The organism is Eikenella sp. NML070372, from assembly GCF_001648415.1.
Lineage (GTDB): Bacteria > Pseudomonadota > Gammaproteobacteria > Burkholderiales > Neisseriaceae > Eikenella > Eikenella exigua.
Window position 1 is genome coordinate 823,021 of sequence record NZ_LXSN01000004.1, and the last position, 15,391, is coordinate 838,411.

The following is a 15,391-nucleotide window of genomic DNA, read 5'->3' on the forward strand; positions in this document are numbered from 1 at the left end:
ATATCTATCATATTCTCATTATTTTCAATAGATTATTTGTATATATGCAGATGAAAACGAGTGTGTTTCTGATTATTTCTACGTTGTGTGTTGCGCAACACAGCTGGGGAGACACCACGCCAGAACAGGATCAGAAACGTTTTTTACAAACAGGGCAGCAGCAATGGCTGCGGCAGTTGGAAAATAATGTGCAAACGCCTGCAGTAACAGATGGGCAGCAAGCTGCGCCAGTGCTCACACAGCAGGATTTGCTGGCACAGCCACAATTATTGGCGCATATGTTAGTGCAAGTGTTAAACAGCCCACCACAGCCGGAATTGCTGGCGGATTTGACTTCGCTGTATGCGCAAATACCGCAGCCAGACACAGTGTTGCTGCGTCGTGCGCAAGGCATGCAGGCAAAATATACGGGCGATTACGCGCGCGCGGTGCAAATTTACCGGGAATTGGTGGCAGAAGAGCCGCAGGATGTGCGCATCCGCCTGGATTTGGCGGCGATGCTGGCAGAAGATAAGCAATGGCACGAATCGGCGCAGCTATTTGAAACAGTGCAGAACAAGCCGGAAGTGCCAGCGGAGGTGCAGAATAATGTGCAACATTATCTGAACCATATCACCAAACAGCAGCAATGGCAGTGGGGCGGTGGGCTTTCCCCTTCATTTGATAACAATGTGAACAACGCGGCGCTGCCGCATTGCAGCCCGTTCGGCTGCAGCCGAGAGCGCGCAGAAGATGCAGTGGGCATAGCCTACAGCCTGGGCTTGACAAAAAACCAGGCATTGGCCGGGCATCACAACCTGCGCGTGCAGCTGGATGTGAGCGGCACCAATTATTACTGGAGCAACAAGTCGGCCTACGACAGCGCCTACGGCCGCTTGGGCACGGGCTGGCTCTGGCAAGATGCGCGGCAGCGGCTGTTGGTGATGCCGTTTTACCAATTCCAGCTTAGCGGCACAGACAATTGGGAAAACCGCAAACCACAAAACAACCACACGCTGAAAATGTACATGTGGGCGCACGCTTCCGGACTGCGCACGGAATACAGCCACCTGCTCACCCCGCGCTGGCAGCTTCATACCGCATTGGATGCCTATCGCCAGTATTACCGAATGAGCGAAAAAGCAGAAATGTATAACGGTTGGTATTTGGGGGAAAGCATTTCCCTGGCCTGGTGCGCCACATCGCGCAACACGCTGTATGCCGGGCTGAATTTCAACCAGATGCTGCCAGAACAGTCCACCCTGCGCGGCAAACCGAACAATGCCGCCTACCGCCGCTACGGCATCGGCGCAGGCTGGATTCACGATTGGGATGCTCTAGGCGGCCTCTCCACCCGGCTTAACGTCTCCTTCGCCGAACGCCTTTTCCGCGGCACCGCGCTAAATATCACTCCGCAAGGCTTCCCGCCCGAACAACGCCGCGACCGCGAGATCCAATACTCTGCTTCACTGTGGCACAGAAACTGGACCACCCTAGGCCTAACCCCGAAGTTGAATTTCTCTTGGCAGCGCATCCGCAGCAGCCATGTGTGGGCAGAACGTAAAAGCCGGCAAGTATTTGTAGAATTGGAAAAGCAGTTTTAACGTGAGGCTACCTGAAAGCGAAGCAAAGCGGATACCCGTATCCGACAAAACTTGGGATGCCATCGCCTACTGCTATTATGGCCGCAATGTCAGAGATGTCTGATTCAGAAATCCGATCTATGCTTAGTAGCTCACAACCATTTATGTACATTAAAACAAAAGGCTATCTGATTATTCAGGTAGCCTTTCCTCATCATTCCCCCGACGGCGCAGCATAATATTCCCGCTCCCGCCGCATCTTTTCCCGCCGCAGCGGCACAAGCAGGGTTTTGAGCAGCGCGCCGATCGGCACCACGGTGAGAATCATCCCCAGCAGAAACACGATATACACACACAATACCAGCCGCCTCAAGAGCGGCGATACGTGCCCGGCGGCCATCACCAGTTTGCCCCACACCAAAAAGCTTCGGTGCCCCACGCGCTCGCTGACCATCAATTTTTCGTTTATCTTCACCACGCCCATGTGTTGCAGCAGCGTTTCATCTAATGTTTCATCGTGCTGCAAAGCTTCTGCGGTGCGCTGCCCGAAACGCGCCGCATCGGCAATTTCCGCTTCGCTGATGCCCGCAGGCGGCAGCCACGATACCGCCTGCCGTTTGCCGGTACACATCCACAGCGGCGTGGTAATGAAGCTCGCCGCGCTGCCGCATTGGTCGATTTTCACCACATTGCCCACCAGCCGTGCGCCCGCATCGGCCAGTAAGCGTTTCATTTTTTCTTGCGCCATCAGCCACATATTGCGACAGCCAATCAATGTGATCACCGGTGTATCGCGCAACACCCGCCGTGCGGTTTCGCTTTGCAGAAACGCTGTAATCGGCTGGGCGGGCGACAAAAACCACACGCTGTAGGCAATCACCACCAAGTCATACCGCTCGTGTGCCAAAACAGGCGGCTCAATGGGGGCGGGTTGCAAATGCACGGTTTCGGGAAAGGCATCAAAAAACGGCAGGAAGCGCCAGGGAAAAGCAAACGGCTGCTCCGGCTGCAGCACCACATCGTCCACTTCAACTCCTGCCGCGCCGCGTATATCGCGCAGAAAACTCTCCTTCAGGCGCGCTAGCTGCCCGCTCTGCGAATACGATACCACCAACACACGTTTGCTCATCGTTATCCCGGCTTCCCAATTCAAAACGGCGGGATTCTAAATTTTAGCGGTTTTATTGTCAAATCAATGGGTTTATTCTGAAACGGGCTGTGATGAAGCTATATTGAATTCTGCTCAAACATCACTTTCAGGTAGCCTGCTGTACGGTAAAGGCTACCTGAAAGCCTAATCCGCAGCATAGCAGGAATCACCATGCCCGCCGATGCGCCAATCCGTTATAATTTCGCCTTTCCATTTCCAGATAAGGCTTTCGGCTATGCAACACATCCACATTATCGGCATCGGCGGCACATTCATGGGCGGGCTGGCCGCCATCGCCCAGGAAGCGGGCTTCAAGGTGAGCGGCTGCGACGCCAAAATGTATCCGCCGATGAGCACGCAGCTGGCCGATTTGGGCATTGCCGTGCACGAAGGCTTCGATGCGGAGCAGTTGAACGAATTTCCTGCCGATGTGTATGTGGTTGGCAATGTGGCCAAGCGCGGCATGCCGGTGATCGAGGCCATTTTGAATCGCGGCCTGCCTTATGTGTCCGGCCCGCAATGGCTGGCCGAAAACGTGCTGCACGGCCGCTGGGTGCTCGGCGTGGCCGGCACGCACGGTAAAACCACCACCGCCTCCATGCTGGCCTGGGTGTTGGAATACGCCGGCCTTGCCCCCGGCTTCCTTATCGGCGGTATTCCGCAAAACTTTGGCATTTCCGCCCGCCTGCCGCAGGCGCCCAAAGCCGATCCGGCCAGCCGCTCGCCATTTTTCGTGATTGAAGCCGACGAATACGACACCGCCTTCTTCGATAAGCACAGCAAGTTCGTGCACTACCGCCCGCGCACCGCCATTCTGAACAACCTCGAATACGACCACGCCGACATTTTCCCCAACCTCGCCGCTATCCAAACCCAGTTCCACCACCTCGTGCGTACCATTCCCGGCCAAGGCTTGATTGTGTGTAACGGCCGCGAAGAGAGTCTGCAAACCGTGTTGGCGCAAGGTTGCTGGACGCCGGTGGAAAATTTCGGCAGCGCAGAAGGCTGGCAGGCCGGTGAGCCGGATGAAAACGGCGCATTCGATGTGCTGCACCACGGCCAAACCGTCGGCCATATTGCTTGGCAACTGTTGGGCGAACACAACCGCCTCAACGCGCTGGCCGTGATCGCCGCTGCCCGCCATGCCGGCGTGAGTATTCAGGTAGCCTGCGAAGCGCTTTCGCAATTCCAAAACGTGAAGCGGCGCATGGAAGTGAAAGGCTGCGTGCACGGCGTCACCGTGTATGACGACTTTGCCCACCACCCCACCGCCATTGCCACCACCTTGGCCGGCCTGCGGCAGAAAGTGGGCAGCGCGCGCATCATCGCCGTGCTCGAACCGCGCTCCAACACCATGAAGCTCGGCAGCATGAAAGCCGCCCTGCCCGAAAGCTTGGCCGAAGCCGACCAAGTGTTCTGCTACGGCGGCGGCGTGGAATGGGACGTGGCCGCCGCCCTCGCCCCGCTCGGCAGCAAACTGCATACCGGCAACGATTTCGACGCCTTCGTGCAAAGCATCCTGAGCAACGCCCGAAGCGGCGACCACATTCTCGTGATGAGCAACGGCGGCTTCGGCGGGATTCATCAGAAGCTGCTGGATGGCTTGGCAGAGTAGGTGTGAGGCTGGTAAAAGTTTGAAACTACGTTTAAAATTTCGGGTAGCCTTCCCCTACAGGAAAGCTACCTGAAATTCAAACCATCAATTAACCGTTCACCGAAAGCCAGCCATGAAACCAATCCTCACCGCCCTCCTCATCGCAGCCCTGTCTACCTCCGCTGCCGCTGAATGTCTGATTCAGGCCAATAGCATCGGCAGTATCCGACTCGGTCAAACCCCCGCCCAAGTCAAGCAGCAATTCCCCCGCGCCCGCTTGCGGCGCACCAGCGACGGCGAAGGCGTCTCTTATATTGCCATTGCCCTGCCGAACGGGACGGAAATTATTGCCCATCAGGCAAGTGTGGAAGATGACAGCAGCTCATCTATCAACCAACGTGCCAAAATCACCATGCTCCAAACCTCCAGCCCGGCCTGTAGCACCTCCTCCGGAGTTCGCCCGGGCATGACCCTGCAAGCCGCAGCCGGTAAACTCGGTCACGTGAAGCAGATTACGCAAAGTGAAATCGAAGCACGCGAGTTTGCTACCTTTGAGCGCCAGCCCGCTTGGCTGACCATCCAAGTGGAAGATGCTGGTCGCTACCGCCCGGCCGACGATGGCCCGCCCCGCAGCACTAGCCGCTACCGTCCCAACAGTAAAATCCTCTCTTTGTGGATTGGGCAATAAACCTGCTTAAGGCCGCATAAACTCAAGGCTACCTGAAACCGCCATAGTCGTTTAACTTCGTTGCAGCTTGCGCTTTCAGGTAGCCTGTTTTATCTATCGGTATACGCAATCTGCCGCTGTTTTGTGCATACGGCCTTGCTACACTACACCACCCACCATGGCATCCGTGCAAATAACGATTGAACAGCCGACATTTTTTCAGGTAGCCTCTCACTCCCCCCAAGGCTACCTGAAACCTAATCAAGCGAACCCACCATGCCCCCCACCCTCACCTGGCAAGAACAAGGCCAAACCCGCCAAGCCCCGTGGCGCAACACCGCTACCCAAAAGCCGCCCGCCGCGCTTGCCGTGGCGGAGGCCGGCCTTTCTGCCAAAGCAGCGCTCAAAAGTTTCCGCCAAGGCCAAGCCCTGCTTTGGCGCGGCGATTATCATCAGGCCGTGCAGCTGCTCTCCGCCGTGAAACGCCAGCTTCCCGCCGCCTCCTCGCCCGATTTCCACACCCACCGCATGCAGCAGGCGCAACGCAGCCGGTTGGCCAACATGCTGCTGGTGGAAATAGATGCCGGCTATCGGCTGAACCTGCGGCGCGCTCCCGATGTATCCGCCACCCTGGCCGACGTGTTCGGCGAACCGAACAGCGAGCCATTCCTGCTGCCGCTCAACCTGCTGCTCGGCTTCATCGGCTCCCACCAATGGCACAAAAAAGGCGTGGAAATCCCTGCGCTCGGCGCGCGCATCCATGTGCCGTTCGGCGTGTTCTCCCCCTTGCGCGGCGAGTATCTCGGCCTGATCGCCGACGCACCCCTGCCGCCCCGCGCCCAGAGCGCCTTCGACATCGGCACCGGCAGCGGCGTGATTTCCGCACTGATCGCCCGGCGTGGCCTCCAAGCGATTACCGCCACCGACAACAGCCCCCGCGCCGTCGCCTGTGCCCACGCCAATTTCCAACGCCTCGGCCTGCCCCAAATCAAGCTGCTGCAAACCGATCTTTTCCCCGAAGGCTGCGCCGACCTTATTATTTGCAATCCCCCTTGGTTGCCAGCCAAACCCGCCGCCGATATCGAAACCGCCCTCTACGACCCCGGCAGCGCCATGCTGCAAGCCTTTTTGCAGCAAGCCCCCGCCCACCTCAATCCCAGCGGGCAAATCTGGCTTATCATGTCCGACCTTGCCGAACACCTCGGCCTGCGCCAACCGAATGAATTGGCCGAACGCATCGCCGCCGCTGGCCTCACCGTCAGCCAACGTCTCGACACTATCCCGCAACACCCCAAAAGCCGCGACGCCTCCAACCCTCTCGCCGCCGCCCGGCTCCGCGAAATTGTGAGCCTGTATATTTTGCAGCCCGCCGCAGAGGCTGCCTGAAGCTTGAGCTGCAACGAAGTTAAAACGCAGTAGAGTGCAGTATCAGCCAAATCGCTGCCAGAGCAGGCTGTTTTTTAAACCGTATTAAAGTTTCAGGTAGCCCATTACCCGATATAGGCTACCTGAAACTACCCAACACAAACAAAGCGCACTACAACGGTTTACGGTAGAATACGCCCCTCACACAAACCCCTTAAGAAATCAAAAGGAATCCTACATGCTCACCCCTGAACAAGTCCAAGCCATGATTGGCGAAATCATCAACGCCGAAATGATTCAAGTGGAAGGCGACGGCCATCATTTTTTTGCCGCCATTGTGTCTGCCGATTTTGAAGGCAAACCCCGCCTCGCCCGCCACCGCCTGATCAAAGACGGTCTTGCCGACCGGCTGGCCAGCAACAAACTGCACGCCCTTTCCATCTCCGTAGCCGCCACTCCCGCCGAATGGGCAGCCAAAAACGGGCAGTAATATAGCGCACTTATTAAAGCAACCGCCGGCCTGAAATAATCAGGCCGGCGGTTTTGCTGACAAAACTCCTGCAGAAAAATGAGAAGGACCCACCCGCATACTTGCCAAATACACAACTATAAGCAAATTAACTTTAAACCAGTACCACGTCGGCTTACCTTGCCATATTACTCGTACAAGGTTGCCAGCCGCAGACAACACAGAACTATAGCAAGACGAATTAACTCTGTATGAAGTGAAGTATTTAGCAATATACACTTAAGCAGATATTAATTAGACAAAATAAAAGAACCGCCGAAAAGCGGTTTGTGGTGCCCGAGACCGGAATCGAACCGGTACGCTCGTATTAAGGAGCGACGGATTTTAAGTCCGTTGTGTCTACCAATTCCACCACTCGGGCCGGGCTGCGGCTGGCAGCCTGGATGATTGGAGGCGGGGGCGCGGATTTTAACCGGCCTATGCGAGGGTTGCACCCCACGCAGCATAAACACTCTGCCACCCCGCCATACTGATTGATGTATGGTTAATTTCAACCAATACCGCGATGGCTATTTGCTGCCTGCGGCTTACATTCACTATGGTATTTTGGAGGCGGGAGTCGGAATCGAACCGGCGTACACGGCTTTGCAGGCCGCTGCATAACCACTTTGCTATCCCGCCAAATTAGCTTTTGGCCGACTGTATCGGCCAAATTGCTAAAACTTGGAGCGGGAAACGAGTCTCGAACTCGCGACCTCAACCTTGGCAAGGTTGCGCTCTACCAACTGAGCTATTCCCGCATAGCACCCGAACCAACAACTAAGTGGATAGTGGAGCGGGAAACGAGTCTCGAACTCGCGACCTCAACCTTGGCAAGGTTGCGCTCTACCAACTGAGCTATTCCCGCTTGGGATTCGGATGATTGAAAACTTGGAGCGGGAAACGAGTCTCGAACTCGCGACCTCAACCTTGGCAAGGTTGCGCTCTACCAACTGAGCTATTCCCGCTTGGGCGTTTTCCGGCTGCGCCATACTTACGAAAACGGTATATTATAGGTAGATTTGACAAATAGTCAACATCCATTCTGGAAAACTTGGCTAAGGATTGTTATTTATGCTGATTTTCTGCTACGCCTCACCTTACCGGCACGACTGCAGCTATTCGAGCCATTCTTGCAGGGCAGAAACGGGGATGTCCCAACACCACAAGCCCTCTTGTCCATGCGAATTCAAGCCGCGCACAAACAGGTAGCGCACATGGATGGATTCGGGCAGGGCTCGGCGTTGTTTCAGGTAGCGTGCGGTGGCCACGGCGTAAATCAGCGCCTGCAAGTAATAATGGTGTTCGCTCACCGCTTCGCTCATGGCGGCTTGGCCGTAATCGGCCAAACGGCTACCCAAGTGGTTGGATTTGTAATCGATAACGCACACCCTGCCGTTTTTGCCTGCAGCAATCAGGTCGATGAAGCCGTTGAGGAAACCAGTTACGGCGTGGAAATCCAGCTGCGGCAGGTGGGCGGCGGCGTTTTCAGGTAGCCCGATGTCGGAGCGGGCAAACCAGCGGCGCAGACGTTTCAAACCGAAATCGTGCAGGTGCAGCACGAAGCCCATTTCCGCCACGCGGCTATCGGCGGGAATATCGGCCAACTGCATATTCTCTGCCAACGGCGCACAGCGCACGGCTTCCACCATTTCCAACACCGCCGGCAACCATGCTTCGGCCTCGAAGCCGTGTCTATCTAGGATGTCGGCATAAGATGCCGCTTGTTCGGCGGCGGGGTGGACAAAATCGGTTTGTTCCAAAATGCTGTGCAGGCAGATGCCGGGCTGGGTACCAGCAGGGAAAGCTAGTAAGGCGGTTTCGGCTTCATTGGACCACAAATCGCTCTGCCCGTTTGGCTGAACTACATTTTGGCCGTTAGACCGCAACTCGTCGCTTGAACTTTTGCTTCGCAGAAACTCGCTGTGCTCGTTTTCAGGTAGCCTTTCGGTTTCAGCGGCGGGATTCTCATCAGCCAGCAGTTTTTCAGGTAGCCACTCTTCGGCCGCCAGGGTTTGGCGGCTCAGGCCGGTAAAGCTGGTGTGGCGGATAAATTGCAGCGGCCTCTCGGGCAGCACGAGGGCGCGGTAGCTACCCTGTTGTTCGTCGCGGGCGCGGTAACTGGCTTCGGGCGGCTCGCCTTCCAACCATTGCAACTGGCCGGGCGCGGCGCTTTGGATGCGTTTGAGCCAGGCCTGGCGTAGGGCTTCGGCTCGGCCTTGGCCTTCAAGGCTGTTCCAGTGGCTGCGGATGGTATGACAATCGTCCTCACCTGTTTCGGCCAAGAGATAGGCGAAGGTGTTTTCCGGAGTGTTGCTGCAGGGGGCGGCGTAAATCACGAGCTGCTCGCGGGCGCGGGTGAGCGCAACATACAAGAGGCGTAGGCGTTCGCCGAGGTCTTCGGCAAACAGCCGCCGCTCATCTTCTTCGCCCAGCTGGGCTTTGGCCAACAATAGGTTGCGACCGTTGCTTTGGCTGATGATGTTCCAGTCTTTCACCAAATCGCGGCTGGTATCCCACACGAAAGGGCAAAACACCAGTGGGTATTCCAGCCCTTTAGCCGCATGCATGGTAACGATTTTTACCAAGTCTTCATCGCTTTCCAGCCGCAGCTGGTATTCTTTATTCCTCTTATCCTCCCTATCATTTTTATTTTCTTTGCTTTTCTTGTTTTTCTTACTACTTTTCAGCCGTATTTCCAACCATTGCGCCAATGCGACTGGGCTGGCACATTCAGCAGCGCCCAGAGCCAAGATTTCGGCCAACTGCCAGAAGTTGGTAAAGCTGCGTTCATTGCGGGTGTGCAGAAGGTGCTGCTCGAGGCCGCTTTGGCGGGCAAAGCGGGTGAGCGCGGTGTAGATACCGTGCTGCTGCCAGGCTTCGGCGACGGTTTCGGCCAGGGCAATCCACTCGGCCAGGCGGTTTTCGTTGCCGTTCAATTCGGCCAGGTCTTGCGCGGTGTAGCCATAGAAAATGCCGCCGAGCACGAAGCGCAGGTATTCGGTTTGCTGCGGTGCCAGCCAAAACAGCAACAGGGCGTGCAGGGCTTCGGCTTCGGGCGTGTCGAACACAGATTGCCGTTGCAGCAATACGCTGCGTACGCCCCGGCGTTTGAGCGCACGCGCAACCAGGGCGGCTTCGCTGTGGGTGCGAACCAATACGGCCACCTGTCCCGGATGCAGCGGCATGTTTTTGCCGCCGTGTTTGCCGCCGATGGAAAGGCTACCTGAAAGCGCCTGATTGAGCCGTGCGGCAATTTCGCGGGCGCAATAATCGGCACAGAGCTCGCGCAAAGCATCTTTATTTGGCAGCTTCCCTTCGCTTTCGCCCGCCGGATTGATCCAGCGCACGGCCACGGCGGCTTCAGGCGCGGGGCTGAGCAAGCTCTCAATGCGGGCGGCCTGCACATTGGGATAGGCAATCTGTGGCAGCACAAAGGGGCGGCCGCGGGCGGCAAACAGATGGCCGATGCCGTTGATCAGATTGCTGTGGCTGCGGTAGTTGGTGCGCAGAGTGTAGCTTTGCTCGGGGGCGGTATCGGCTGCGGCGGCGAGGTAGGCGTGGATATCGGCACCGCGAAAACCGTAGATGGCCTGCTTGGGGTCGCCCACCAAAAATACGGGCACGCCTTGGCGGATAAAGGCAATATGGAAAATGGCGTATTGCAACGGGTCGGTATCTTGGAATTCGTCTATGAGCGCCACGCGCCATTTGGCAGCCAGGGCTTGGGCGAGTGCTTCGGCCTGCTCGGGATTATCGGGGTTGGACAGGGCGGCGTGCACGTCGAGCAGCAAGTCGTCGTAGTCGCGGCGCGGGCTGCGGCGCTTGTCTTCGGCCAAACGGGTTTTCAGGTAGCCCAAACATTCGAGCTTGAGGCGGATGGCGGCTTCCTGCTCGGCTTCGCCGATTTCGGCCAGGCGGCGGCCGAGAACGGCCAAGGGCTGCAGGGCGGCGATGTCGGCTTCTTCAATATGCTGGTTTTTCTTGATTTTGCCGCGCAAGGCGTTGTCTTCAAAACACAGCAGCTTGTCCGGCTTGGAAAGCACGGGTTGCTCCAAGCCTTCTTGTGCGGCTTGCCGGAGCTCGGTAAACAGGGTGTCGATAGAGACATTGAAAGTATTGCCGTTGAGCTGCGGCTTGATGCGGCGGTATACGGCTTCGATTTCCTCTGCATTCCGTTGCAGCTTCTGCCAAGCGGCGTGGAGGCCTTTCTGTATTTGCGGCAGGCGGTTTTCAGGTAGCCTGTAGTCCAAAAAGGCACGTTTGAGGCTACCTGAAAATTCGGCCAGCACGGAGGCGGGGGTGATGCCGAAGCGGGCGGCGATGCGCGCGTTTTGCAGATGCTCGGCCACGTGTTCGCGCCAGAAATCTTGCGCGGCCACCAGACGGGCGGCGGTGTCGGCGGGGCCGGTTTCCAGCTCGAAGGGCACGCCGCACAAGAAGGCGTAGTCGCCCAGCACGCGCAGGCAGAAGCCGTGGATGGTGTAGATGGCGGCGGTGTCGAAGCCGGACAGGGCGGCCTGCAGCTGCAGGATGAGTTTGCCGCGCTCTTGTTTGGCCAAGGCTTCGGCCAGCAGGCGCTGCAGAAACTCATCGTCCGGCGTTTCCCCGCTTTGCAGAGCAGCCAGGGCTTCGCCTAGCCGGGCGCGCAGGCGGTTTTTCAGCTCAGCGGTGGCAGCATCGGTGAAGGTAACCACCAGTATGTTTTCCGGCGCCCAGCCTTCGAGCACCACCAAGCGGGTAAATAGCGCGGCAATATTGTAAGTTTTACCCGTGCCGGCGGAAGCCTCGACAAGGTGGGTGCCCTGCGGCGGCAGCGACAGTTGTGCAACGTGGAAATCCTGCATGGCGGGGTCCTTGGAGTTTCAGGTAACCTGGATAACGGGCAATATTGTACGGCCTTCTTGGAACAGTAGAGGATTAAATTTGTTTCCGACATCGGGCTGCGAGCCGCCAACTGCAACTAAGGCACAGCAAGGCGGGCTCACACCACAGCGGAAGCGAAGTTAATCCGCTAATTTGAAAACCAATACGGCTTGGCAGGCTAATTGCTTTCAGGTAGCCTATAGGCCTATTGCTTACTGGGCAACACAGCTCTAGCAGGCAGGAGCGGTGCCGTATTGCTCACGGCGGTTGGTTTCAGACAATTTTTATCTAATTCATTTATAATCAAACTAATTTCTAAGCCATTTAAGCCTTGCCGCCGTGCGTGGGGTGTGCCGACAAAGCAGCCGCAAACGAATAATCTTGCCACTGCCCACAGAGCCGGGCGGAAGCAAAAAATAAAGGGAAAACATGATTCAGCATCACGACGTCGTTATCATCGGCGCCGGCCCCTCGGGGGCGGTGGCTGCTGCTCTGTTGAACAAGCGGGGATTCAATGTTTGTGTGGTGGAAAAGCAGCATTTTCCGCGTTTCGTTATCGGCGAGAGCCTGCTGCCGCACTGCATGGAGCTGCTGCATGAGGCCGGCTTCCTGCCCGCCGTGCAAGCCGGCTTCGGCTTTCAATATAAAAACGGCTTTGCCTTATCTTGGGGCGAACACAACACCAGCTTTAAATTCACCGACAAATTCTCCCCCGGCCCTTCTACTGCATTTAATGTAGAGCGTACCCGTTTCGACAAAATCTTGATTGACGAAGCCATCAAGCAGGGCGTAACTGTGCAGTTCGGCTCCACGGTAAAGGCCTTCGACAACCACGGTGATTTCGCCAAACTGGTGGTGCAACAGGAAGGTGGCGACCCTTATGTGCTGGGTGCGCGCTTCGTGCTGGACGCCAGCGGCTACCATCGTGTACTGCCGCGCATGCTCAGTTGGGACATCCCCTCCGACCTGCCCTTACGCCACGTGCACTTCACCCACATCGACGATCACATCACCGACCCAGCCTTCGACCGCAACAAAAACCTGGTGTGCATCCACCCCGAACACCGCGACATTTGGCTGTGGCTGATTCCCTTTTCCAACGGCCGCTCCTCCATCGGTGTGGTAGGACTGCCTGAAAAACTTGGGCTGGAAAGTTCCACCGTTATCCTGAAGAAATTCGCCCTGGAAGTGCCAATCTTGCGCCGCATTTTGAAAAACACGCAATGGGATAACGACTTCCCGTTCATCTACCTGCCTGGCTATTCCGCTAGTGTAAAATCGCTCTACGGTCGCCACTTCGCCCTTTTGGGTAACGCCGCCGAATTTCTCGACCCGGTATTCTCCTCCGGCGTAACCATCGCCACCCACTCGGCCAAACTCGCCGCCGATTTGGTGGCCCGCCAGCTGAACGGTCAGCAGGTAAACTGGCAAAACGAATTCGCCCGCCCGCTGATGTCCGGCGTAAACGTGTTCCGGCACTATGTGGATGCCTGGTATTCCGGTACACTGCAAGACATGATTTTCAGCAGCCAACGCACACCGGAAACCGACCGCATGCTCAGCGCCGTGTTTGCCGGCTACGTGTGGGACCAAAACAACCCCTATGTGCACGACGCACAACTCTTCACCTCGCAGATTTGGGAGCCCGCGCCCAAGTACGACTCAGCAGAAACCGGTTAGTCGCTATTTTGCGCTATAATCCGTTTGACTACTGCTTCTGTGGAAGCCGATGTTTTTCAGGTAGCCTACTTAAGAGGCTACCTGAAAATCTTTAGAGGCTACCTGAAAGTAATGTCTTGGCGTAGCCAAAGCTGATCTTCCGCAAAGCAAAAATCTTTATTATTCCAATTACATATTTATCATCATGAAATCTCCCGAACTCCTTCTCCCCGCCGGCGGTCCCGAGCGCATGCGTACCGCCTTCGATTACGGCGCCGATGCCGTGTATGCCGGCAGCCCGCGCTATTCCCTGCGCGCCCGCAACAACGAATTTGCCAAGCTCGACGTATTGCAGGCCGGCATTGCCGAAGCCCACTCACGCAGTAAAAAGTTCTACCTCGCCGTCAACACCCTGCCGCACAACAGCAAGCTCAAAACCTTTGTGGCCGATATGGAGCCGCTGGTTACCATGAAGCCCGACGCGCTGATTATGGCCGACCCCGGCCTGATTATGGTTACCCGCGAACGCTGGCCCGATATGCCCGTCCACCTCTCTGTGCAGGCCAACACCACCAACTACTGGGGCGTGAAATTCTGGCAGCGCATCGGCGTGGAACGCATTATTTTGTCGCGCGAATTGAGCATGGAAGAAATTGCCGAAATCCGCCAAGAGTGCCCCGATGTCGAGCTCGAAGTATTCGTGCACGGCGCACTCTGCATCGCCTACTCCGGCCGCTGCCTGCTCTCCGGCTACTTCAACCACCGCGACCCCAACCAAGGCACCTGCACCAACTCCTGCCGCTGGGACTATAAAGTCCACCCCGCCGAAATCGACGAAATGGGCGACGCCCGCCTGCTGCAAGGCTTCGACTTCAACAAAGCCCAAGAAGAAGCCAACGCCGCCTTCGAAGGCATCAACGGCCAAGTGCGCCACCCCGCCGCCAATAAAATCTTCCTCATCGAAGAGAGCAACCGCCCCGGCGAAATGATGCCTATTATGGAAGACGAACACGGCACCTACATCATGAATTCCAAAGACTTGCGTGCCGTAGAACAAGTGGCCGAGCTCGCCCGCATCGGCGTGGACAGCCTCAAAGTGGAAGGCCGCACCAAATCCGTGTACTACGTCGCCCGCGTGACCCAGGCCTACCGCAAAGCCATCGACGACGCCGTAGCCGGCCTCCCCTTCGACTACAGCCTGCTGGCCGAACTGGAAGGCCTCGCCAACCGCGGCTACACCTCCGGCTTCCTTGAGCGCCACCAAACGCAAGACTACCAAAACTACCTCACCGGCCATTCCGTGGCCAAACAGAGCCAATACGTCGGCCATGTTACCGAAATCGACGCCGAAGGTTGGGCCACCGTAGAAGTGAAAAACCGCTTCGCCGTGGGCGACACGCTGGAAATCATCCATCCGCAGGGCAACCAAACCATCGTGCTGCAAGCCATGAAACGCAGGGGAGAAGCGGCAGAAGTGGCTCCCGGCAACGGCATTCAAGCGCAGATTCCGAATATGGTAGGCAAGGATAAGGCGCTGATTGCAAGAATATTGAATTCTTAACCCGCCTACCGAATCAGGATTTAAAGGCTACCTGAAAACTGTTGCCAATCATTTCAGGTAGCCTATATTTCAGAAACGCTCAGTACTGGCATAAGGCTCAATCATGAAAAAACTGCTTGATTATCACGGTGATTTAAAACGTGGAATGGTTCTTCGCCTGCCTGGCTCCTATCCGCATGAGGAATATGTTGATTTGATGTTGGTTGAGCTGCCAGATGGCGACAGAAGGTTTGTTTTGCTGGTTGCCACCGGCCATAAGGCCGAATTGGTTTTGGTGAAACTGCCGCAAGAAGCCGAGCTGGCTGGCGCGTCAGGTATCAACTGGGAATGGGTGGTAAGTAATTGGAATCGATGGATATATGAAACTTGCCGTGCCGAAGAGGTTTATCTAATAGAAAATTATCCCGTTCCCCAACCGATAAAGGCTATCTGAAAACATTACTTCGCTTGCCATCTACG

General features: G+C 56.5%; 10 protein-coding genes and 6 tRNA genes. 8 read left to right on the forward strand and 8 right to left on the reverse strand.

Features of this window, described 5'->3' with window-relative positions:
* The first annotated feature begins 188 nt into the window (after positions 1-188).
* Positions 189-1,583 (forward strand): porin family protein, encoded by a 1,395-nt coding sequence (locus tag A7P97_RS05765; RefSeq protein WP_231865661.1) that lies wholly within the window; start codon positions 189-191, stop codon positions 1,581-1,583.
* Positions 1,584-1,776: 193 nt separating this feature from the next.
* Here the strand turns inward: A7P97_RS05765 and A7P97_RS05770 are convergent, their stop codons facing one another.
* The gene (locus A7P97_RS05770) at positions 1,777-2,691 is read right to left on the reverse strand and encodes a hypothetical protein (protein WP_067530755.1); all 915 of its coding nucleotides are present in this window, start codon (positions 2,689-2,691) and stop codon (positions 1,777-1,779) included.
* Between the two features lie 256 nt (positions 2,692-2,947).
* Here A7P97_RS05770 and mpl point away from each other — a divergent pair, with 256 nt between their 5' ends.
* The 4 genes from mpl (at position 2,948) to A7P97_RS05790 (ending at position 6,828) form a co-directional block, all read left to right on the forward strand.
* A complete protein-coding gene (gene mpl / locus A7P97_RS05775) occupies positions 2,948-4,327 on the forward strand; it encodes a UDP-N-acetylmuramate:L-alanyl-gamma-D-glutamyl-meso-diaminopimelate ligase (RefSeq protein WP_067530756.1) in 1,380 nt (459 codons plus the stop codon).
* Positions 4,328-4,439: 112 nt separating this feature from the next.
* Positions 4,440-4,994 (forward strand): hypothetical protein, encoded by a 555-nt coding sequence (locus tag A7P97_RS05780; protein WP_067530757.1) that lies wholly within the window; start codon positions 4,440-4,442, stop codon positions 4,992-4,994.
* Between the two features lie 255 nt (positions 4,995-5,249).
* The gene (locus A7P97_RS05785; protein WP_067530758.1) at positions 5,250-6,359 is read left to right on the forward strand and encodes a class I SAM-dependent methyltransferase; all 1,110 of its coding nucleotides are present in this window, start codon (positions 5,250-5,252) and stop codon (positions 6,357-6,359) included.
* Between the two features lie 217 nt (positions 6,360-6,576).
* Complete coding sequence (locus tag A7P97_RS05790; RefSeq protein WP_067530759.1) at positions 6,577-6,828, forward strand: BolA family protein; 252 nt, start codon at positions 6,577-6,579, stop codon at positions 6,826-6,828.
* A gap of 309 nt (positions 6,829-7,137) precedes the next feature.
* Here the strand turns inward: A7P97_RS05790 and A7P97_RS05795 are convergent.
* The 7 genes from A7P97_RS05795 to recB all read right to left on the reverse strand — a co-directional run bounded on the left by A7P97_RS05795 (position 7,138) and on the right by recB (position 11,693).
* Positions 7,138-7,228: transfer RNA gene (locus tag A7P97_RS05795), tRNA-Leu, on the reverse strand.
* 27 nt (positions 7,229-7,255) lie between these two features.
* Positions 7,256-7,333, reverse strand: a tRNA-Cys gene (locus A7P97_RS10130).
* 81 nt (positions 7,334-7,414) lie between these two features.
* Positions 7,415-7,488: transfer RNA gene (locus tag A7P97_RS05800), tRNA-Cys, on the reverse strand.
* Positions 7,489-7,531: 43 nt separating this feature from the next.
* Positions 7,532-7,607, reverse strand: a tRNA-Gly gene (locus A7P97_RS05805).
* A gap of 31 nt (positions 7,608-7,638) precedes the next feature.
* A tRNA-Gly gene (locus tag A7P97_RS05810) sits at positions 7,639-7,714 on the reverse strand.
* A 24-nt stretch (positions 7,715-7,738) separates the two neighbouring features.
* A tRNA-Gly gene (locus A7P97_RS05815) sits at positions 7,739-7,814 on the reverse strand.
* Between the two features lie 150 nt (positions 7,815-7,964).
* The gene (gene recB / locus A7P97_RS05820) at positions 7,965-11,693 is read right to left on the reverse strand and encodes an exodeoxyribonuclease V subunit beta (protein ID WP_067530760.1); all 3,729 of its coding nucleotides are present in this window, start codon (positions 11,691-11,693) and stop codon (positions 7,965-7,967) included.
* A gap of 448 nt (positions 11,694-12,141) precedes the next feature.
* Between recB and A7P97_RS05825 the strand changes: the two genes are divergently transcribed.
* The 3 genes from A7P97_RS05825 to imm45 all read left to right on the forward strand — a co-directional run bounded on the left by A7P97_RS05825 (position 12,142) and on the right by imm45 (position 15,365).
* Positions 12,142-13,392, forward strand: coding sequence for an NAD(P)/FAD-dependent oxidoreductase (locus A7P97_RS05825; protein ID WP_067530761.1), 1,251 nt, complete (start codon positions 12,142-12,144; stop codon positions 13,390-13,392).
* A gap of 184 nt (positions 13,393-13,576) precedes the next feature.
* On the forward strand, positions 13,577-14,932 hold the full coding sequence (gene yegQ / locus A7P97_RS05830; protein WP_067530762.1) for a tRNA 5-hydroxyuridine modification protein YegQ: 1,356 nt from the start codon (positions 13,577-13,579) through the stop codon (positions 14,930-14,932).
* A gap of 103 nt (positions 14,933-15,035) precedes the next feature.
* Positions 15,036-15,365 (forward strand): Imm45 family immunity protein, encoded by a 330-nt coding sequence (gene imm45, locus A7P97_RS05835; protein ID WP_067530763.1) that lies wholly within the window; start codon positions 15,036-15,038, stop codon positions 15,363-15,365.
* Positions 15,366-15,391 lie beyond the last annotated feature (26 nt).

Coding starts and splice junctions, on each gene's coding strand:
- imm45 (WP_067530763.1), top strand. CDS start 15,036: ATGAAAAAACTGCTTGATTATCACGGTGATTTAAAACGTGGAATGGTT.
- recB (WP_067530760.1), bottom strand. CDS start 11,693: ATGCAGGATTTCCACGTTGCACAACTGTCGCTGCCGCCGCAGGGCACC.
- A7P97_RS05785 (WP_067530758.1), top strand. CDS start 5,250: ATGCCCCCCACCCTCACCTGGCAAGAACAAGGCCAAACCCGCCAAGCC.
- A7P97_RS05790 (WP_067530759.1), top strand. CDS start 6,577: ATGCTCACCCCTGAACAAGTCCAAGCCATGATTGGCGAAATCATCAAC.
- A7P97_RS05825 (WP_067530761.1), top strand. CDS start 12,142: ATGATTCAGCATCACGACGTCGTTATCATCGGCGCCGGCCCCTCGGGG.
- A7P97_RS05780 (WP_067530757.1), top strand. CDS start 4,440: ATGAAACCAATCCTCACCGCCCTCCTCATCGCAGCCCTGTCTACCTCC.
- mpl (WP_067530756.1), top strand. CDS start 2,948: ATGCAACACATCCACATTATCGGCATCGGCGGCACATTCATGGGCGGG.
- A7P97_RS05770 (WP_067530755.1), bottom strand. CDS start 2,691: ATGAGCAAACGTGTGTTGGTGGTATCGTATTCGCAGAGCGGGCAGCTA.
- yegQ (WP_067530762.1), top strand. CDS start 13,577: ATGAAATCTCCCGAACTCCTTCTCCCCGCCGGCGGTCCCGAGCGCATG.